The sequence below is a fragment of the Bdellovibrio sp. CKG001 genome (genome assembly GCF_055397465.1).
In genome coordinates, this window is the sequence record NZ_AP029173.1 from 131,623 (window position 1) to 151,139 (window position 19,517).

At 49.2% G+C, this 19,517-nt stretch carries 18 protein-coding genes; 7 read left to right on the forward strand and 11 right to left on the reverse strand.

The window, feature by feature from the left end; translation table 11 throughout:
- Nucleotides 1-81: 81 nt before the first annotated feature.
- Genes typA through ACZ50P_RS00695 form a run of 3 tightly spaced genes read left to right on the forward strand, consistent with a single transcriptional unit; the run spans nt 82 to nt 3,610 of the window.
- Complete coding sequence (gene typA / locus ACZ50P_RS00685) at nt 82-1,896, forward strand: translational GTPase TypA (protein ID WP_464119432.1); 1,815 nt, start codon at nt 82-84, stop codon at nt 1,894-1,896.
- Nucleotides 1,896-2,822 carry an ABC transporter ATP-binding protein gene (locus ACZ50P_RS00690; RefSeq protein ID WP_262554895.1) on the forward strand — a complete coding sequence of 309 codons (927 nt, stop codon included), beginning with the start codon at nt 1,896-1,898 and terminating at the stop codon, nt 2,820-2,822. Before typA ends, ACZ50P_RS00690 begins: the two co-directional genes overlap by 1 nt.
- On the forward strand, nt 2,822-3,610 hold the full coding sequence (locus ACZ50P_RS00695; protein WP_464119434.1) for an ABC transporter permease: 789 nt from the start codon (nt 2,822-2,824) through the stop codon (nt 3,608-3,610). Before ACZ50P_RS00690 ends, ACZ50P_RS00695 begins: the two co-directional genes overlap by 1 nt.
- A 2-nt stretch (nt 3,611-3,612) precedes the next feature.
- Here ACZ50P_RS00695 and ACZ50P_RS00700 read toward each other — a convergent pair whose 3' ends face one another.
- The 4 genes from ACZ50P_RS00700 to ACZ50P_RS00715 are packed head-to-tail and all read right to left on the reverse strand — an operon-like array spanning nt 3,613 to nt 6,428.
- The gene (locus ACZ50P_RS00700; RefSeq protein ID WP_464132747.1) at nt 3,613-4,020 is read right to left on the reverse strand and encodes a 2-thiouracil desulfurase family protein; all 408 of its coding nucleotides are present in this window, start codon (nt 4,018-4,020) and stop codon (nt 3,613-3,615) included.
- Entirely contained in the window at nt 4,017-4,850 is an 834-nt protein-coding gene (gene mtgA, locus ACZ50P_RS00705) for a monofunctional biosynthetic peptidoglycan transglycosylase (protein ID WP_464119438.1), read from the reverse strand. The genes ACZ50P_RS00700 and mtgA overlap by 4 nt, the downstream gene beginning before the upstream one ends.
- Nucleotides 4,851-4,857: 7 nt before the next feature.
- The gene (locus ACZ50P_RS00710; protein ID WP_464119440.1) at nt 4,858-5,850 is read right to left on the reverse strand and encodes an SDR family oxidoreductase; all 993 of its coding nucleotides are present in this window, start codon (nt 5,848-5,850) and stop codon (nt 4,858-4,860) included.
- On the reverse strand, nt 5,847-6,428 hold the full coding sequence (locus ACZ50P_RS00715) for a phosphatase PAP2 family protein (protein WP_464132749.1): 582 nt from the start codon (nt 6,426-6,428) through the stop codon (nt 5,847-5,849). The genes ACZ50P_RS00710 and ACZ50P_RS00715 overlap by 4 nt, the downstream gene beginning before the upstream one ends.
- 59 nt (nt 6,429-6,487) lie before the next feature.
- Here ACZ50P_RS00715 and ACZ50P_RS00720 point away from each other — a divergent pair, with 59 nt between their 5' ends.
- Together ACZ50P_RS00720 and ACZ50P_RS00725 are read left to right on the forward strand one after the other, a co-directional pair.
- A complete protein-coding gene (locus ACZ50P_RS00720; RefSeq protein WP_464119444.1) occupies nt 6,488-7,276 on the forward strand; it encodes a flagellar motor protein in 789 nt (262 codons plus the stop codon).
- A gap of 10 nt (nt 7,277-7,286) precedes the next feature.
- Complete coding sequence (locus tag ACZ50P_RS00725) at nt 7,287-8,039, forward strand: OmpA family protein (protein WP_464132751.1); 753 nt, start codon at nt 7,287-7,289, stop codon at nt 8,037-8,039.
- A gap of 68 nt (nt 8,040-8,107) precedes the next feature.
- Here the strand turns inward: ACZ50P_RS00725 and ACZ50P_RS00730 are convergent, their stop codons facing one another.
- From ACZ50P_RS00730 to ACZ50P_RS00745, 4 genes are all read right to left on the reverse strand, one after another.
- Nucleotides 8,108-8,806: a hypothetical protein gene (locus ACZ50P_RS00730; protein ID WP_464132753.1), complete on the reverse strand. Its 699-nt coding sequence runs from the start codon at nt 8,804-8,806 to the stop codon at nt 8,108-8,110.
- Between the two features lie 120 nt (nt 8,807-8,926).
- Complete coding sequence (locus tag ACZ50P_RS00735; RefSeq protein WP_464132755.1) at nt 8,927-11,683, reverse strand: hypothetical protein; 2,757 nt, start codon at nt 11,681-11,683, stop codon at nt 8,927-8,929.
- Nucleotides 11,684-11,808: 125 nt separating this feature from the next.
- Nucleotides 11,809-13,611, reverse strand: coding sequence for an Lnb N-terminal periplasmic domain-containing protein (locus ACZ50P_RS00740; RefSeq protein ID WP_464132757.1), 1,803 nt, complete (start codon nt 13,609-13,611; stop codon nt 11,809-11,811).
- Complete coding sequence (locus tag ACZ50P_RS00745; protein WP_464119454.1) at nt 13,596-14,075, reverse strand: DUF3015 family protein; 480 nt, start codon at nt 14,073-14,075, stop codon at nt 13,596-13,598. Before ACZ50P_RS00745 ends, ACZ50P_RS00740 begins: the two co-directional genes overlap by 16 nt.
- Nucleotides 14,076-14,181: 106 nt before the next feature.
- Between ACZ50P_RS00745 and trxA the strand changes: the two genes are divergently transcribed.
- Both trxA and ACZ50P_RS00755 read left to right on the forward strand, forming a co-directional pair.
- A complete protein-coding gene (gene trxA / locus ACZ50P_RS00750; RefSeq protein ID WP_464119456.1) occupies nt 14,182-14,532 on the forward strand; it encodes a thioredoxin in 351 nt (116 codons plus the stop codon).
- An 83-nt stretch (nt 14,533-14,615) separates the two neighbouring features.
- Complete coding sequence (locus ACZ50P_RS00755) at nt 14,616-15,077, forward strand: DUF4430 domain-containing protein (RefSeq protein ID WP_464119458.1); 462 nt, start codon at nt 14,616-14,618, stop codon at nt 15,075-15,077.
- Between the two features lie 92 nt (nt 15,078-15,169).
- Here ACZ50P_RS00755 and ACZ50P_RS00760 read toward each other — a convergent pair whose 3' ends face one another.
- Genes ACZ50P_RS00760 through ACZ50P_RS00770 form a run of 3 tightly spaced genes read right to left on the reverse strand, consistent with a single transcriptional unit; the run spans nt 15,170 to nt 19,516 of the window.
- Nucleotides 15,170-15,805 (reverse strand): peptidylprolyl isomerase, encoded by a 636-nt coding sequence (locus tag ACZ50P_RS00760; protein ID WP_464119460.1) that lies wholly within the window; start codon nt 15,803-15,805, stop codon nt 15,170-15,172.
- Between the two features lie 35 nt (nt 15,806-15,840).
- Complete coding sequence (locus ACZ50P_RS00765) at nt 15,841-18,141, reverse strand: [protein-PII] uridylyltransferase family protein (RefSeq protein WP_464132760.1); 2,301 nt, start codon at nt 18,139-18,141, stop codon at nt 15,841-15,843.
- A complete protein-coding gene (locus ACZ50P_RS00770; protein ID WP_464119463.1) occupies nt 18,134-19,516 on the reverse strand; it encodes a translocation protein TolB in 1,383 nt (460 codons plus the stop codon). The genes ACZ50P_RS00765 and ACZ50P_RS00770 overlap by 8 nt, the downstream gene beginning before the upstream one ends.
- Nucleotide 19,517 lies beyond the last annotated feature (1 nt).

Below are 19,517 nucleotides of genomic sequence, written 5' to 3' on the forward strand. Positions count from 1 at the left end.
GTAAAGTTGACGAAGCCGTATTTGATTTTAGTTTAAGTTTAAATGTTTTGTTTTTAAGAGTTTCAATAACGAAGGGTAAATATGATTCAAGATCCAAAGAAAATTAGAAATATCGCTATCATCGCACACGTCGACCACGGAAAGACAACCCTGGTAGATCAGTTGATCAAAAAAGCCGGTACTTTCCGTGACAACGAGCAAGTTGAAGACCGTTTGATGGACTCCATGGATCTTGAAAGAGAGCGTGGTATCACGATCGCGGCGAAGAACGCGTCTTTCATGTACAAAGATATCAAGGTTAATATCGTTGATACTCCGGGGCACAGTGACTTCGGTGGTGAAGTTGAGCGTATCTTGAACATGGTTGATGGTTGTATCCTTCTTTGTGATGCTTCTGAAGGCCCGTTGCCACAAACCCGCTTCGTATTGAAAAAGGCTCTTGAGGGTGGCAAAAAGGTTATCGTTTGTATCAACAAGATCGACCGTGCCGATGCTCGTATCCAGGAAGTTCACAACGAATTGTTCGACCTGTTCATTGATCTTGATGCAACTGAAGAACAGTGTGATTTCCACACCATCTACGCTATTGCCCGTGAAGGTATGGCGACCCTGGATCCAAATGTAAATACAGGTTCTTTGGAAGTTCTTTACGATGCTATCGTAAATCTGGTTCCACCTCCGAAAATCGAAGAAAATCATCCATTGCAAGTAATGGTTTCCAATATCTCTTACAGTGACTACGTAGGTCGTTTGGCGATCGGTCGTGTTCGCGCAGGATCTATCAAAGTGGGTGACGAGGTTCTTTGCGTTCAGGCCAATGGTCAGAAGAAAGTAAAAGTCTCTGCCTTGTTCCAGTACAAAGTGAACTCTCAGGTTCCGGCCCAGGAAATTGGTGCGGGTGACATGGCTGTTATTGCAGGTATGGAAGACTTCACCATTGGTGATACCATCACTTCCGCAACCGATCCGCGTCCTTTGGAGCGTATCCGTGTTGAAGAGCCAACTGTAGGCATGGTGTTCTCTGTAAATAACGGTCCTTTCGCTGGTATGGACGGTAAGAACGTGACTTCCCGTAAGATCCTGGAGCGTTTGGAAAGAGAACTTTTGTACAACGTTGCGATCCGTGTTGAAAAAACAGATTCCACAGATGCTTTCAAAGTCATCGGCCGTGGTGAATTGCAATTGGGTGTATTGATTGAGCAAATGCGCCGTGAAAACTTCGAACTTCTGGTTTCCAAGCCGACTGTTGTCTTCAAAGAAGAAAACGGTAAAAAATTGGAGCCGATGGAGATTGCGGTTATCGATATCGAAGATGCTTACGTGGGCGCTGTGACTGAGAAGTTGGGCCGCCGTAAAGGTGTGATGACCAACATGGTTCAGAAAGGTTCCGGACGTACTCGTCTTGAGTTCCGTATCCCTTCTCGCGGTTTGATCGGTTACCGTTCAGACTTCCTGACCGACACTCGTGGTACTGGTTTGTTGAACACTCAGTTCGACGGATGGGATGACTACCGTGGTGAGATTGAACACCGCTTGAATGGTGCGATGATCTCTGACCGTAAAGGTATGGCAACTGCGTACGCAATCTGGAACTTGCAAGAGCGCGGCATCATGATGGTTGAACACGGTGATGAAGTGTACGAAGGCATGATTGTTGGCGAACACGCCAAGGAAAATGATCTAGAAGTAAACATCACACGCGAAAAGAAATTGTCAAACGTACGTGCTTCGGGTTCTGATGAAGCTATACGCCTGGTTCCGGTGAAAAAATTCACTTTGGAAAAAGCGATGGAATGGATCAAGGACTCTGAGTTGATCGAAGTTACGCCGAAGCACATCCGTCTTCGTTTGCGTGAACTTGATCCACACAAACGTGCAAGAGCAGCGAAGGAATAATGAGTACGAACGTCGCCATTGAAATTAAAGATCTGACGAAAAAATACGACGACAAGGTCGCCGTGGATGGAATCAATCTTGAAATTTACAAGGGCGAATGTTTCGGACTTCTGGGTCCTAACGGGGCTGGCAAATCAACTACGATGAAGATGATGTATTGCTCAGCCCTGGTTACAAGCGGGGAACTTTATGTTCTCGGCCTGAACGTTAAGAAAAATTACCGCGAGATCAAATCTCGCATAGGGGTCGTCCCGCAAGAGGACGGCCTTGATCCTGACTTCACAGTTCTTGAAAATCTTCGTGTCTACGCCAGCTTCCACAATATACCCTCTGCCGAGGCGGATCTGCGCGCGCAGGCGTTGCTGCGTCTGATGAAACTGGAAGAATATCAGGACCGCTCTGTGGAAACATTGAGCGGAGGTATGAAGCGCCGTCTGGCCATTGCCCGCGGTCTTATTAATTCCCCGGAAGTGGTTTTCCTGGATGAGCCAACCACAGGTTTGGATCCGCAGGCGCGAATCTGGATCTGGGACTTCTTCAAACATTTAAAGTCTGAAAAAAGCACGTTGGTTTTGACCACTCACTATATGGAAGAAGCCGAACAGATGTGTGATCGCGTGGCGATCATTGATGACGGCCGTATTTTGACTGTGGGAAAACCTCGCGAACTGATTCGTGAGTTGATTGGCAAAGAGGTTGTTGAGTTCGACACCAATCCGGTGGATTTGAACTATTATCTGGGCCGTTTGCGGGCCGAGGGCTTCTCTTATCAAGTTATTAAAGACACTGTTTCGGTTCTGGTAAAAGAGAATCAAGAGGGCCGCCGTGTGGTGGACCTTATAGCCAGTGACAAGATCTATATTCGTAAACCGACCCTGAACGATGTGTTCCTGAAGTTAGCGGGTCATCAGTTGAGGGATGAGTAATGAAGTTTAAAGATTACTTCTCTATCCCGAAGATGAACGACGGGGCTTTGAAAGTCTGGTCCCGCAATTTCCTTTATTTTAAAAAAACGTGGTTGGTGTCCCTGTTCTGGATTGTGCTGGAGCCGGTGATCTATCTGGGCGCAATTGGTTTCGGGCTTGGGGCTTTCGTAAATAATATGGGGGGAATGTCCTATATTGAGTTCTTCTTCCCGGCCTTACTGTCTTCGACGGCGATGATGGTGGCGTTCTTTGAGGGAACGTACGGAAACTACACAAAGCTGACCCATCAGAAAACTTATGCGACGATCATGCTGACTCGTGTGGGGCCGGAGGAAATCGTTGGTGGCGAGCTCTTATGGGCTGCCAGCAAAGGTTTCTTTGGAGTGATCGGTGTCACGATTGTGGCGATGTTCTTTGGACTGGTAGAGTCCTATCGCATTCTACTGGCGTTGCCGGTGTTGTTCCTGCTGAGCGCACTGTTTTCCTGTATCGGGATGATTTTCACATCCTTTGCGCGAAACTATGATTCGTTCATATATTCCACGTCCGGTTTGATCGTGCCGATGAGTCTTTTGAGCGGGACTTACTTCCCATTGGAACAATTGCCGATGGGTCTTCGCTATGTCGCTTATCTGTTCCCGCTGACTCATGCCGTGGCGGCAGTGCGCGGGATCTTGCATCAAGGCCCGGTACTTTGGATCGGTGTGCATATTCTGGTGCTGTTGCTTGCAACCTGGATCTGCATGAACATTTCGTTCTTTAGAATTCGCAAAAAACTTTTGAAATAGTCTTAATCAATCGTGGTGACTTTGATTCCATGATTCTTTAGAAGCTCGGCAAAGACACCGTCGCCGTCCTTCTGATTTCCGCTAAAGGTGCCATCATAGATCTTTCCGCATCCACACATGGGGGATTTTGATTTAAGCAAAGCTTCAGTGGCACCTGTAAGTTTGGCGATGCGCAAGGCTTCCTGTGCGCCTCGCTGATATTCCGCGGTCACATCTGCGCCCTGGTTGGTTAAAACCCTGTCGCCGATACGTTCTGCCGGAGGACGGGGTGTCGGAAGTCCGCCAAGCTGTTCGGGGCAGACCGGAATGGCTTCGCCGTTTTGGACCATTTCTTCAATAGACGAACGTGTTTGTGCTTTGCAGTCATAGCGACAATGAACGCCGGAAAGGCAGGCAGAAACAATCTTCATTCGCTCTCCTCACCCAGGTCCATTTGTTCCTGGGACTCCATGTTCTCCAACTCCTGCAGGGTGGGAACTTCTTCGCCTTCAGCAAAGATTTCTTCTGGTGGCGGTTCCGGTTGGAAGAAATACGCCACTTGCGCGATGGCCACATTGTATTCCTCTTCAGAAATACGGTGATAGCGGTACAGATCCTCGACGATGCGGCTGAGTCTTTTGCGCGCAAAGGGTGTCAGCTCCTTGCGGTAATAAGACATGGAATATTTCACCGGATTTGGCAGCACCATAGCCAGGAAGGCTGACTCCACAACAGTCAGCTCCGCCGGGGATTTTTTGAAATAGTACTTCGCTGCGGCTTTGACTCCGTAGATGTCCTTCCCGAACTCGACAACGTTCAGGTATCTTTCCAGAATCTCTTTTTTAGTCAGTGTGTGTTCGATACGATCGGTGATGATGGCTTCAAGACCTTTGCGGATAAAGGTACGATCCTTGGTTAGGAACATGTTCTTGGCAAGCTGCTGAGTGATGGTCGAGCCACCGCGTTTGAAGACCCCGGTTTCCCAGCCTTCTTTGGCGTTCTTTTCTATCGCATCCCAGTCAAAGCCCTTGTGATTATAAAAGTTTGAATCCTCAGTCAGGATGATGGTCTTTTGCAGAATAGGGGCAATGTGTTTCAGCGGTACGTAATTTTTTGAGCCCGGGCACAGTTCCACTTGGTACATGCGTGTGACCAGGCAACCCTTGATTTCACTTTGGCTTGGCAGCCAGGTCCACAGGGCTGCAAAGGCCAAAGCCATCAGGCAAAAAACTCCTAGAAAGAAAAAGAAAACCTGTTTCATGCGCCCTTTATTTACGAACCAATCCGTGATCTTTCATCCACTGAACTGAATTGTGAATGGCTTCCCGTGCCGGTCTGGGTTTGAAATCCAGCTCACGTTGAGCTTTGCCAGAATCAAACCAGTGATACATCGTGGCTGTGTAGGCATTTTCACGGCTGAGCGGACCCTTCAGGCCCATCTTCTCCATGAAATCGCCAATGGCGCCGACTGTATGAAGCAGTGGGCTGGGAAGCTGATGTTGGGGCGGTTTTACTCCAGCCTCCTGGGCGATCATAGCGAAAAGGTCTTTGATGAGAATATTTTCACCCGCCAGGATATAACGTTCGCCGGTGCGCCCCTTTTTCCAAGCGCTTAAAATGCCAGCCACAACGTCTTCAGCCGCGACCACATTGACGCCGCCGGAGGTGTAGAATTTCAAACGACCCTGGGCAACCTTGATCTGCATCTTCCGACTGCCTTTTTTGGCGTCGCCGCGACCATAGATCGTGGAGGGATTCAGAATAACGGCATCAATTTCATTCTTTTTGCACGCTTCACGCACCAAAATCTCGGCCTGATGTTTGGTCTGGAAGTACCCCAGATCCAACTCGGCAATATTGTAAGGGGACTCCTCATTAAGAATCTGATCTGGAGTGTATCCGGCTCCGATAGCGACCACCGAAGAAAGGTAAACCAAACGACGCACATGGTGCTCGCGGCAAACGGCAATCACGTTGGCGGTGCCTTCCACGTTGACCTTTTCCATCTGGGCACGCTGGGACTTTTTGTAGGCGATGACGCCCGCCAGATGAAAAACGGTGTCCATGCCTTTGACGGCTTCCAGCAGAGAATGAACATCCGTTACATCTCCATGAATGTACTTGCAGTTAACACCTTCCAGCTCAGAGAGATCACTTTTGGCGCGAACCAGGGCATAGACATCATGACCTTCGGCGACCAGGGCGCGGGTGACCCAGCTTCCAAGAAATCCGTTGGCTCCGGTGACTAATACTTTTTTCATGTCGTGGCTGTTCCTTCAGAGTTGATGCGTGCGAGGGTGAATTTGCAAAGGCGGGCAAACAACAGCCCAAAGATCATTCCCAGCAGGCCGCCGCAGACCACATCGGCCGGGAAGTGAACTCCATTATAAACGCGGCTGTAGGCGACCACGGTGGCCAGGGTGTACAGAGGGATGGTGGCCGGAGGGAAAATGGCCGAGGTAAAACTGGCAAAGCTATACATATTGGTCGCGTGATTTGAAACAAAGCTATAGCCACCAAAGGGCGCACGAACCTGAACTTCCAGATTCTGTGTGTTTGCCGGTCGGGGACGCTGCACCGTTTTTTTAAAGGCCCAGTTGCCAAAGCCATCCGAGGCGGAAACTGAAAGGACGGCAAAGAAGAAGATAATCAAACCCCTCTTCCAACCGCGCCGCCACATAAAGATCGCCAGGATCAGGGGGACCAGAACAAATTTAAAGAAATCTGTCTTGTGAAGGTCTGTGATGAACGGGAAGAACTGATCCGCCCAAGCGGCCGTCCAGTGTGAATTCACCAATACAAAAAGGCTCTTATCGAGAGAAACAATATAGTCGAGCATCAGAGTGAATGTACCCTAATTTTTCGCCCGCAGAAAGTCTAGGTCTTCGTGAGGTCCAAGTGTCAGATGTGATCCCCTGTGGCACACTTCTGTCTATGGACAAAGCAACATGGTTAGGTCTTCTGGTTGGTTTTGGTGGGATTTTGCTTGGAAACCTTCTGGAGGGCGGGCACGTCAGTTCGCTGATGCAGCTGACAGCATTTATTATCGTCTTGGCGGGAACTGTTGGAGCTGTGATGGTTTCAAGCTCTGAGAAGGATCTGAAGACAGGCTTACAGCTGGCCAAAACAGCTTTCCGTGAAGAAGACAGTCAGATCAAAACACGATTGAATGAAATTGTCGACTGTGCACGATTCGTTAAAAAAGAGTCTTTGCTAGCTTTGGAATCCCGTCTGAACACGATTCAAGATCCCTTGCTGAAGGGAATTCTTAGAAATGTCGTCGATGGGGTTGATGCCCAGACAATTCGCGATATCTTTGAAACCCAAATTGAAACTGAGGAAGAAGAACTTCTGGGCGGTGCCAAGATCTGGATCGATGCGGGCGGTTTTGCTCCGACAATCGGGATCATTGGGGCGGTTCTGGGGTTGATTCACGTGATGGGGAACCTGACAGACACCAGCAAGCTCGGTGCGGGGATTGCGGTGGCGTTTGTGGCCACTGTGTATGGGGTGAGTTCGGCCAATCTTTTGTTCCTTCCTTTGGGAAACAAACTAAAGCGTCGGGTGCAGGCGTTGACCCGTGAAAAAATGATGGTTCTGGAAGGCGGCCTGCTGGTTGGAAGCGGGATGAATCCTGTCGTTTTGGAACAAAAGCTGTACGCCTATCTTGAAAGCAATCAGAAGTAGGCCTGTGCGCATGGCAAAGAAGCATAAAAAACATCAGGAGCATGAAAATCACGAGAGATGGCTGGTCTCTTATGCTGATTTTATCACGCTGCTATTTGCTTTCTTTGTCGTGATGTATGCCACTTCAACTTCGAACGAAGAAAAGCAAAAAGAGTTTGAAGACTCCATCAAGCTGAATCTGCATTTGGTGGGTCGGGGTGGATCAGATGGTGATTCGTCTGACAGCATCGGTGCTTTGATGGCCGAACTGGAAATGCCTGTCGGGAATTTCCCCAAAAAAGGGGGACCTCGCGAGACAGAGGACTATGTGGAAAGATCTCTGGAAAAGTCCATGGATAAAGAGCAGAAAAAGAAAGCCATCCAGGACGTCTATCACGATGCGGTGGGGGTGCGGATCGCCTTGGCGGCTTCCACGTTCTTTCCTGAAGGATCTGCAAAATTGAAAATGTCATCTTTGGAATCTCTGGACAAGGTGGCAGAAGTTCTGAAGACCAATCAAAAGCGCATCATTGTGGAAGGTCATACAGATGATATTCCAATAGCGGACAACAGCTTTCCATCTAACTGGGAACTGGCTGGGGGAAGGGCTTCTGCCGTGGTTCGCTATCTTGTGAAGTATCACAAGATGGACCCCAAGCGCTTTGTGGCATTATCTTACGGAGATCAAAAACCTGTGGTCCCCAACGATACGGATGAACACCGCGCCATGAATCGTCGTATCGAAATATTTATTGTTACCGACAGCTCCAAACTGGATATCTGATGCCCATAAAATAAAAAAAGCCAAGGGCACGACCTTGGCTTTTCGGAGAAAGTAATTCTTTTTCTAAACTACACGCACTCTTTAAGTTTGCGAACCAACTCAAGAGCCTTGGCCTTATCCACGCCCTTAACTTCCATGATAGCCTGAACGAAAGCTTCTTCAGAAGTGCCTTTTTGAGCGGATTCAACAATCTCGTCATGACGTTTCAGGATCTGAGTGTAAGAGTCTCTTTCTGCCTTCGAGAAGCGAGTCAGGATAGAGTCCGTCAAAGTTTCCATGCGGGTTAATGCGGCTGTGGTTTCAGTCAGTTCCGCAGTGGAAAGCTCTTTTGCGGATCTGCGAGCCCCCGTCAAGTGAGAGTTTGACATGAAGGTCGCAGAAGCTGTTGCAGCCGCGTCGATAGACTGACCTTCAGCGGAGTCTCTTTTGCTAATTTCAGCAGCCATCTTTTTTGCAGCCACGATTGTTGCCAGATTGTCCAGGCGCTGAGCGGATTTCGCCGGATCAGCTTTGAGAGCGATCGCCAGGCTTGTGTTTTTACCTGCGGAAAGATTCAGTTCATTGATGATGCTGTCTTGAGCAGACTTAAGCTTTTGTGCATCCAAACCCTTGGAGGTTCGGGATTTTCCGAAAGCCGCCTCTTTCACCTGTTTTGCGTATTCCACCAACACCTCACGTGGGGCTTTTGCCGCAGGTGCCGCGTGGGCGAAAGAAACAGACATGCTTGTAACCAAGACTGCCATTCCGATGATAAATGCCTTTTTCATGCTCTCTCTCCTGTGTTTACACACTATACAGGCGGCTCCGTTTTTGGGTTCTCTCTGCCCTCGGACGCAACCTATTTAATTTAATTGTTTCAACTACCTATAATTCAAAGGCCGTACCAGTTAGGGTGCCGCCGGCAAAGCCATGCCTCTCAATTGAGAGATCTTGGCCTGAACCTCGTTATTAAACTTCTGCTGTTCCATATTGAGACGCTTGATGTTGCGGATTTTATCCCAGCTCACGGCATTGGCCATGGATCCGTACATCATCACTTCAGAAGCCAAAGACTGAAGATGCTCCAAGGCCTGAACAGCAACGTCGCGCTGTTGTTTGTTCAGTTGAACTGCGGCTCCACCTTCGGCATCACCAACTCCCAACAATGTTGCCACAGAGGCCAGCGCCGTTTGGATATTAGCCACTTGTTCTTCCAGCTGATAGTTCTCAAGAGGCGATTGAACCACTTCGCGGCCGTCGACTTTTTTGATCTCGATCTTCTTCAACAGGTTGTTCAGCACGATGAACTGGGTTTCCACTGCACGCAGCGCCGGGTGAGTGGGGGTTGTCGTGATCAGAGACTCAAAATCAAGACTGAACTTTGCCGATGGTTGCAGCAGTTCCTGCAGCAACGCCAGATAGGTTCTTTCTTCCTGGAAAACGGCATTCATAATTCCGTTAGAGATCGGACCACGGTTGAAGCTGCTGCGTTTTAAGTTGAAGATCTTGCGCACCATCTTGATCACGATTTCATCATAGCTTTTTGCAAACTCATTAAATGCGGCTTGCATTTGTGATTCTGTTGTTTTGTTCCACCACTGAGGGAAGTTGGTTTCAGAAGGTGTTCCCACAACATTGGGACGAGCTTCCTGCACCAAATACTCGACGAAGCCTTTGTACTGCTTCCCGCTGTCTGCGCGAACTGGGTGACCATAGATACGAGCCGCCGTCGTGCCTTGGGTGATACCGAAGCACTCGTCGAATTCGTCGTTAGTATCGGCCAAGCGTGGAGGCAGGAAGACAGAAGGGAAGCCCGTGTGCGCACCGGCGATACGAGGGGTTTTAATGACTTTTTCTCCCATTTCAGCATCCGGCCCGCAGACCATCTGCATGACCAGGAAGTCGGTGATTTTCGGAGTGGCGAAGATCCCCACACGTCGATAGTAGTTTGTACCTTTCAGGCTTTCACCTTCACTGGAGCGCTCAAAGGCCAAGCCAAAGCCACGTCCTTTTTCAAGAATCGGTTCCGGCGCACCCATCAGGCTGCGGATTTCGGCCAGCAGGTGATAGTATCCATAGGGACTGGCAGTGCTCATCGCAGCCACGCGCATTTCATCATTGAGGGTCTTCAGGGCTTTGCCGATGGTGTCGCGATCGCCAGAGGCCAGACCCGCGATGATATCGTTCACGGTTTTCTTCTGCCGTGCTGGGAAGTATTTAAGTTTGTCGGCTTTGACCAGAGCTTCCGCCTTGATCGCAGCTTCGGCCACAGTGTCCATCTGCATGCCTTCCACAAACTTAGGATGCGTCAGGTATAAATCCTCACGGCCTTCAGCCATATCAAGCGGAGTCACTCCGTTCAGGGGTGTATCCATCAGCAGGGGTTTGACTGCTGACTGGTTGAATCGAGCGTTGCGGATCTCATTAACAAAAGAACTATAGAAGGAATAGCTGCTGTTAAACATGCTCGTCATCTGTTTCAAAGCTTCGGACCAGTTGTGGTGTGCTTCGTAAACTTCAGACATATTGATCATGCGCCAGTCCATCATCTTTTGATGGAAGTGCTTCATGCCTTTGGTCAAATCTTCACTGGAGCTGTTCCATTTGGCGGCTTTCAAGGTGTTAACTTGAGTGACCATGTCTTTGTTCATGTCGTGGAAGTCAGCACCGTCAAAGATATTCTTCCAAGCGAAGGTGACATGACGGTTGAACCACATGTCCAAGGCAACGAAAGCTGAAATTTGCAGGCCCTTTACCAGAAGTAGGCGAAGACCCTTCACCTGCATAGAGCCTGGAGCCAGCCAAAGCGCGATATCCACACCCGTCACACGCAGAACAACTTTTGTCAGAAGAGCCTGACCCAAGGCCGCGACGCCCGAGGAAATCAGCATGGAGGCGATGCCCGGCGCGTATTCCCAGATCTTCTTTTTTACCACCAGATACTCGTAAGCCTTGCCGCATGGATCAGCGTCAATATTGGCTTTTTCGGCATCACTGATTTTTCCACCCATCATGGATTTGGCGCAGGCTTTGACATTGGGATCAGCAATCACAGACGACAGATAGGTCTGAAGGAACGCACCGACGGTCATCCCCAGGTACGGAATCATATGATGGAACTTTGGATTTTTGATGTACATGGACAGCAAGTTCGAAGTCAGACCTTGGGAATACATGAAGACAAAGAAGCCAAACACACCCATTGGAGACAGCTGATGCTGAATGTGCTGCTGCATGGCCACGGGATTTTGCGAGTAGTTTGTGATCAGTTGACCGGCCACCACAGCACCCATAGCCATAAAGAACATCGCAGACTCAGTCGGAAGATTCCTGACCGTGTGGGACAAGGAAGCTTTAGAGGCATTTTTGATGCGGACCATTTCATCCATCATCATCTTATTCATGGATTTCGGAGAGAATTTACGCAGATGAGTTTCCTCGCCAAAAGGAATTTCCATCGCCAGTTTTTTGGTGTTTTTGTCATAGACCTGGGCTTTTTTGGATTCTTTGTCCACGTGAAGCGTGTAACCCATGGGCTCAAGGAAGTCGCGATACTGTGACAGTTGTGCTTTTTCTTTTTCTGACCAGTCAACGGCGTGGGCCACAGGTGCCAGCACCATATTGATCGTAGCAATTGCGGTCAGGATTTTAGAAAACCACTTCATAGCGTCTCCTTGAGGTGAAAAGGCCTCAAGATCCTAGGAAGCAAGCTTTGGACCCTTCTATATCAATTAAATGGCATGCTGCTTGTATCAAAGCGCGACGAGGTCGTATCTGGGCACCGCTCTGTCTAAAAGATGACAGAGGCCTTGAGCAGAGGAACCCGGTTGTAAAGCTCTGTCTCAAAACGATACTCAAGACTGCGACCGCCCCAAGACACTCCGGCCGAGCCCACACCGAGTCCCTCGCCAGTGCGGGTGTTCTGTAAAATTCGCGCGGAAATCACGGAGCGAAGTCCGCTGTTCCACTTGCTCATGAACAGAGCTTCAAAACCCACAAGCGGATGGGGGATACTGCTAAGATGGAAGTTGTCATTCACCAGAAGCAGGCTGGCGCGCGAGAAGTTTTTCAGTGGAAGATCCAGTGAATATCCCACAGCCCAGCGCAGATAAGGATCCAGCTTGGGTTGGGTTCCCAGATCCAAGCGCCAGGTCCAAGGGGATTCAAACTCAGTGACGGGGGGTGAGTTAAATATTTTAAGCAAGGTTAACTGCTCCAGATCCAATCGTTCTGCTGCAGTTTCATAGCGAAACTCGACACCCAGGACTTCCAAATGTGAAAACGGCGATAACCCGCTGTCGTCAGACAGAAGGTCATGAAAGGCCCGACGATATTTAAAAGATACAAAATTTTTTTCATCCAGGCTGCCCACGGAAAGATAGTAGGCTTGCGAATCAGGACTTAGCAAAGGGGACTTCGGGGTTCCCAGCACCACGGGTTCGGTGACGTTGCCAAGTTTTGCCCGTTGCACCGAGAGCTGATACTTAAGATCCTTGTATTCCTTTTGATCACGGTATTCTTTAACCGCCAAATAGCTGAGCGTTGCTTCCAGAGCCGAGGCTTGTGGTGCCGAGGGCAGCTTTTGCAGCTCCCTGCTGTGTCCCGCGTGTACGAGATCACGAACAACTTGCTTTTCAGCGGCATTCAGATTTCTGTAGTGGGCCTGCCAGTAGGCCTGCAATGAAGGTCGGGCGCGTTCGCCCTCCAAGAGCCACTGATCACGCAGCACTTTCAGGGTGTCCAGAGGAATGGTGGCATCCCGAAACGAAGATGTGAGATCCCGCTCGGGCACAGCGACCTCAATAAGCTCCAGAATCTGCTGAGAGCAGTTGTCGGTCAAAAAATAATAGGGCGAATAGCTTCCTTCCAGTTCCAGAAGATGATCGATCAAAAAGTCGACCTGGGCGGGGGTGAGCTTGAGCTTATATTCCCAAAGACTGCGGCCTTCCAGATTCGTGTATTCCCGGATTTTTTGATAGTACGGCAGCATGGAGTAAGCACCCGGATAAAATCCAAAAAGACCCTTGAGAGCGAACAAAGCGCCATTGTCTTGGCCGGTCAGGGCGGCATAGTTGATTCCATAGTCCAATAACTCACGCTCTTTGGTGTTTTTGGGATTGTGAGCCCGTAAAAAGGTATGCCCGAAGCTGGAGCCGGCACTGGTGAGATCGCTGGAGGCAAAGACAATATACAGCTCTTCGGCATTCAGAATCTTTTTCCACTCAGATTGTTCATGGCAGGCAAGAATGTCGTCGCTGGCAATATCCAATCTGCTTTTCAACCAAAGAGTGCGAGCCCGATATCGGCACTGTGGATGTTTGGCAGAGCTTGAAGGGCTGAAAAGAACTTTCAGAGTTTGCAGCAGTTCGTCCTTGGGATCTTGCGAGCCCCGGGATGAAAGGAAAAAGTCGCCCTCAATGGCAGACTGATAACGTCCCCAGGATTTGCGATAGTGTCCCAGGCGAAGCCATTGAGGATCCTCCCAGATTTGGAGTGACCGGGCTTGTTGGATATAGGATTCAGTGCGCTCGGCAGAAAAGCCCCACGTTGTCAGTGGGGCCGCAAGCAAAAGGACAATTAGGAACCATGGCACAGCTGAACAAGTTCCTTCTGGCCGGAAAGTTCGCTATTCAGGTTCTGAACCATATCAGCTGCCGAGGTGTTTGCCGTCGGAAGGATGCGGGAATAAGAGGACTGAGCGAAAGTGCTGAATGCTTTTTGGGAAGCCTCATTCTGGCAACCCTTCATTTGTGCCAAAGTCGCCAGTTTTTCGCCGTGACCTTGTGCCATCTCACGGGAAAGTTCTTCTTGATTCACTTCCACGAAGTATTGCACTTCTTTGTCGGCCATAACCAAGCCGCGGGAAGAGCATCCGGAAGTTCCGGAAGTGATGCCCAGGGGCTGAGTGAATAGGAATGAGTTCGTGGTCATTGCCAGAAGCTGCAGACCTTTGGAGTTTTTCTGAATGATCATGCTGCCAAGACCGCAACCGGCATCACCTGCTGCGAAAGCTTGGGAACCAGCGAGCACAAGAAGAGAAACGATAATTTTTTTCATGAAGCCTCCCGTTGTTTTTATTAAATCGTTGCCTATTTATAGAAGAACATCAAAGCTTTTACCTGAGTGCACACAATCATGGACCTACGTCGTTAAGGGGAATTGTATGGCGACTATCGAAGTTACTAAATCCAATATTCAGGAAATTGTTGAAAATAATAATATGATCGTTCTGGATTTCTGGGCGGCATGGTGTGGGCCTTGCCGTCGATTTGCGCCGATCTTTGAATCTGTTGCAGCCAAGCATCCGGATGTGATTTTTGGCAAGATCGACACAGAAGCCGAAGTGGAGCTGGCTGATAAGTTTCAGATTAAATCTATCCCAACGCTGATGGTGATCAAGGAAAGTGACATCATCTTCAGTCAGCCGGGTGCCCTTCCTGAAGAGATCTTTGAGCAGATTATTGTCAAAGCCAAAGAAATCGATATGGAAGAAGTCCGCAAGGAAAACTCCTAATAGATTCGGCGGGGTGACCCTTTATAGGGGGCAACCCGTTTTTTGGTAGTGCATCCGCAATCAGAATGCGGTAGAGGAGGGCCATGATGAAATACATAGTTCTTTCTTTAGCGCTGCTTTTTTCTTTCAATGCCCAGGCGGTTTCCTGGAGGATCTTCGGGGCTTGTGACAATAAGCCGGTCTATGAAGGGGTCTACGAAGCGGATCTGCAGAAGTCCGTGGGCGCTGTCAGTCTTGAAATCTTTAATGCCAATAAGATCCCCTATGTGGGTTCTGAAGAAGGTTTGAATTCGATCCTGAATAGCCCCATCGGATTAGACAGCATCGAGGTCGTTTCTGATACAGAGATGCGTGTTTACGGCTGGTGTTATCTTGTTAACGGTAAACAACCGATGGAAATGCCTCATCAAGTTCATTTCAAGAATCAGAGTGACAAGCTGACTTGGTTCTATGCGTATTCCACAAATAAGAACAACCAGTGGGAGGACTATTGCTCCCCGGCTTACTGGATCCAGGCGGAACAATTCTGCGGGAAGAAACCTTAGAACTTTAAGCTATCTTTGAAACTCAACAGTTAACATAAAAAAAAGCCCGGTGTTTCCACCGGGCTTTTTAGTTTTAACTTATTTAATTCAGATTACTTCTGGATTGTCACAGTTTTGATAACAATCGGTTCAGCCGGACGATCCATAGCTCCTGTTTTGGAGTTTTCGATGGATTTTACAACGTCCATACCTTCAACAACTTCACCGAATACAGTGTGACGGCCATCCAACCAAGGAGTTGGAACAGTTGTTACGAAGAACTGGGAACCATTTGTGTTAGGACCCGCGTTCGCCATGGAAAGGATGCCTGGTTTGTCGTGCTTTGGAGCGCCAGCCGGGAACTCATCTTCAAAGCGGTAGCCTGGGCCACCAGTACCAGTTCCAAGTGGGCAACCACCTTGAATCATGAAATCTTTGATCACACGGTGGAAAGTAAGACCATTATAGAAAGGTTTTTTTACTTTTTCGCCAGTTTTAGGATCAGTCCACTCTTTAGTGCCTTCAGCCAAACCTACGAAGTTTTCAACGGTCTTAGGAGCTTTGTCGTTAAATAGTTTAACTTTGAAAGTTCCTTTATTTGTTTCAAATACTGCGATCATGTCTTTTCCCTTCTTCGTAGTCTTTGCCTTGGAATCGGTCTTGGCATCTGCACGGAAGCTAAAAGCTGCCAGCAAGAATGCAAAAAGGTAGATCCAAAATACCTTTTTAACATCGATATTCTTCGACATTATTGTCTCCTGACTTTTGTCCAACTCCTTCACTATTAGTGAGGCAGCCTGCGAGGGTCAAGTTCCTTCAAAATGGCGATATTCTGCGAAAGAAGGCTTTGGGCCTCTTTGAAAAGTTCGGACGGACTCGTATGAAGCGCCAAGGCAAGCGCATGAAAGGACTCATGATTTAGCTTCAGTTCAGAAAGTGACTCTGACGCAACCAGCTGAAGCATCTGTTCAATCTGCCGCATCCGGTCATAATTTCTACTCAGAAGGCTGCCCCGAGGGCCCATCGCTAACAAGAAGTGCTCGGTCGCTGTGGCCGCAGGAGTTTGTTTCTTTTGCAGAAGGAAAGTCTGGGCCGCCAGTTCCAGATCAACCAATCCTCCTTCACTGTATTTCAAGCTGAGGTCTGATCCGGTTGAGATCAACTGCTGTCGAATGCGATCAAGCTCAAGAAGTTCGTCAGAGGAAAGGCCGCGCTGAACAAAGTCCTTTGTCATCGGGGAGTTGTCATCAACCCAACGCGCTTTCAAGTAAGCCTGTCTTTCCCAGGCGGCGGCTTCGGATTGCAGGTAAGTGCGCAGATCATCTTCGTGAATGATCAAGGGGCCTGCTTTGCCTGAGGGGCGCAGACGCATATCAATGGAGTAGATATTCCCACCGCGATGACTTTCTGTCAGACGGGTGATGAATCGCTTGGCCAGCTTGAAGTCCGCCTCCCCAGGCTGATGGTTGAGAACGAAAATAAAATCCAGATCGCTGCGAAAACCCAGTTCGCGGCCACCCCATTTGCCCAAAGCCAGAACACGAAGATCCGAAGGAAAGTCTTTCTTCAAAGCGGTCAGCAGTGTGTTGACAATGGAATCCGCCGTGGAGGTCAGGTTCTGAGTCAGTTGCGCCAGATTCTTTTCACGCAGGTATTCACTACCATTGATGACTTCCGACAGAAGCTTCTTTTCCGCCAGTTCCTCCAGCAAAGAACCCAGATCATCCGAGGGAGTGTTCTGTGAGCGATAGACAAAACTGTCCAGCAACTCGGGCCGGTTGCACAAAATTCGTGAAAGATACGGAGAGTGTCCAAACAGCCACGCCAGCTCCTGCAGCAGATTTTTTTCCCGCAGCAGCAGACTGAAGAAGCTGGCTTTGGCGCGAGTGCCCCGGATGAAGTCTTTTAAAAGTAAAAGACCACGGCGCAAGTCTCCCTTTTGCTCTTTCAAAGTTTCAAAGAAGGCGGCAAGGAAGGCTTTGCGGGACAGTTCATCACGACCCTTGTTTCGGGACAAAACCTCCTGATCCAAAATCTCAGTCCAAAGTTCTTTCAGATCCTCATCGGGAAGGCCTGCCCCCTTCAACTCGTCTTCCAGAGAGCTTTCGCGCGGGGCCTCACCCAGAAGGCTCTTCACGATGGAATCACAGCGAAGCATATCAAAGCGCAAGGTTGCTAAAGCCGTTTGGATAAACTGGGGATGGCTGTCGTCGGTTCTGAGCAAATGAGTCTGTTCATCGTTCTGGGCCTGAACATAGTTTTCCAGACGGCGCAAATTCCAATAATGACTGCGCAAGAACTGAGACTCTTCCTTTGGCAAAAGCTCTTTCATCTCCAGCAGCAACAGAGCCTCAGTTGTCCCGCGGACCTGCAAACTGGTGTCCCGACCGCCGTGGATGACCTGCAGGGCGTGGGTGAAAAGTTCCACATCGCGAATACCCCCGACACCCAACTTCAGGTCGATAACATCGTGCTGCGATCGGCCCCAGTAGTGACCCTGAATTTTTGAACGTAAAGTCTTCAGATCTTCCAATAGGGTGAAATCCAGATGTTTGCGGAAGGAGAATTTATGAGCGAAATTGAGCACATCCTGCTGCAAGGATTCATCGCCGGCCAGAGCCCGCAGGCGGACAAAGGCCAGTCGTTCCCAGGTTTCGCCATAGTTTCCGTAGTAGTCCTTGAATTGATCCAGAGTTGGAATCAGGGGGCCTTGTTTGCCACCGGGGCGAAGATCAAAATCCAGTCGAAAAACAAAACCCAGCGCCGTTCTTTCTGAAAGAATTTTTTGAAAGCGGCGAAGGCCGGGCAGGGCGTTGACGGAGTCATCCTGGCTGACAATCAAAAGATCCACGTCCGAACTTAAATTCAGTTCGGAAGATCCCAGTTTCCCCAGGGCGAACAAAGCAACTTTTTGATCTTGAAAACACGTCGAAAAGGCTTGGCGCAGAAGAAGATCTGAGGCTCCGCTCCACTGATGGCAGATTTGATCGGGTGGAAGGGAGTCCTCTTTGGCAGCCAGAGCGCACCGAGACCAGATCTCGTTACGCTCCTGTCTTAGCTGATCTTCAAGGGATGTGTTAGTCAATGTTACGTGACCACTTCGGTTTGAAGTAGTTGTAATTGTCGTTGGTCACGCGGCGTTCTTCCGTACCGTCCACAGTGGAGATATAAATCTGATTCTTGCCGGTGCGGTTGGAAGTGTACATCACAAAACGGCCATCTGGAGAGAACGAAGGGTCTTCGTTGCTGGCCATCTTGCCGTTGGCCTTTTTTGCGGAAGTCAGGCGAATCATCCCGGTGCCGTCGGCATTCATAACGAAGATATCGAAGTTGTTATCGCTTTGACCGGCAAAGGCGATCTTCTTTCCATCCGGAGACCATGACGGGGAAGAGTTAAACACGCCTGCAAAGGTGATACGTTTCAGACCCGAACCGTCGGCATTGGCCGTGTAAATCATGGGACGTCCCGCACGGTCAGAAGAAAACGCCAACTGGCCGGAGTTGGAAACATTCGGCTCCACATTCAAAGCGCCGGAAGGACCGTTGGTGATCTTGCCAACCAAGGTTCCATCCAGAGTCATTTTATAGATGTCAGGATTTGTGCCTTGGGAAATTGTCAGATAGATATTGCGACCATCCGGAGAGAAGGACGCCCCGGAGTTGATGCCCTGACGGTAGGAGATCAAAGATCTTTTACCTGTCGTCAGATCCAGCAACAGCATGTCGGCGTTTCTGAATTTAGCGCCAACACGTTTTACGTAAGAGGTGTAAGCAATCTTCTTACCATCCGGTGACCAGGCTGGAGAAATCGAAATACTGCGGTGACGGGAAACCTGTTCGGCATTGGCGCCATCCCAGTCCATCACAAAGATTTCTTTGCTCTGACCGCCAGCACGGTCGCTGGAAACAACCACGCGGGACAGGAATGGCCCTTCTTCGCCGGTCAGGGCTTTTAGAACATCGTTAGAGAACGTATGAGCAATACGACGGGCGCTGGAAACAGGGCCTTTATATTTTTTCCCCAAAACCAGAGCAGCGCGAGGGACATGGTACGTGTAGGTTTCTAAAGTCACTTCGTTGCCGACAACGGAATAGCCTGCGCGAATTAGGAAATCGGCACCGATGGAAGACCAGCTTTGAAATTTAAATCCATTTGGCAGACCCGGAGCCGGCATCAATCCCGTCTTGGCCGTATCCTCAAGAAACGCACTTTGATTGATGAACTGGAAGTAAGAGGAAACACTCAAGTCATTGGTGATCGTGTTGAAGATCTCAATGCCCACGCCTTGATTGCGGGAAGCCGTCGATGGGGATCCGGAGTATTGCAGTGGCGGAAAAGCCATGAGACTTTTTTTTGTGCGCGCTTCGCCCAGTTTAATATAGATGCCGTTGGATTGCGCATGAGAGATAAGGGGTGACAGGCCTAAAACCAGAATCAAGGCCAAAATCTGCTTCATCATG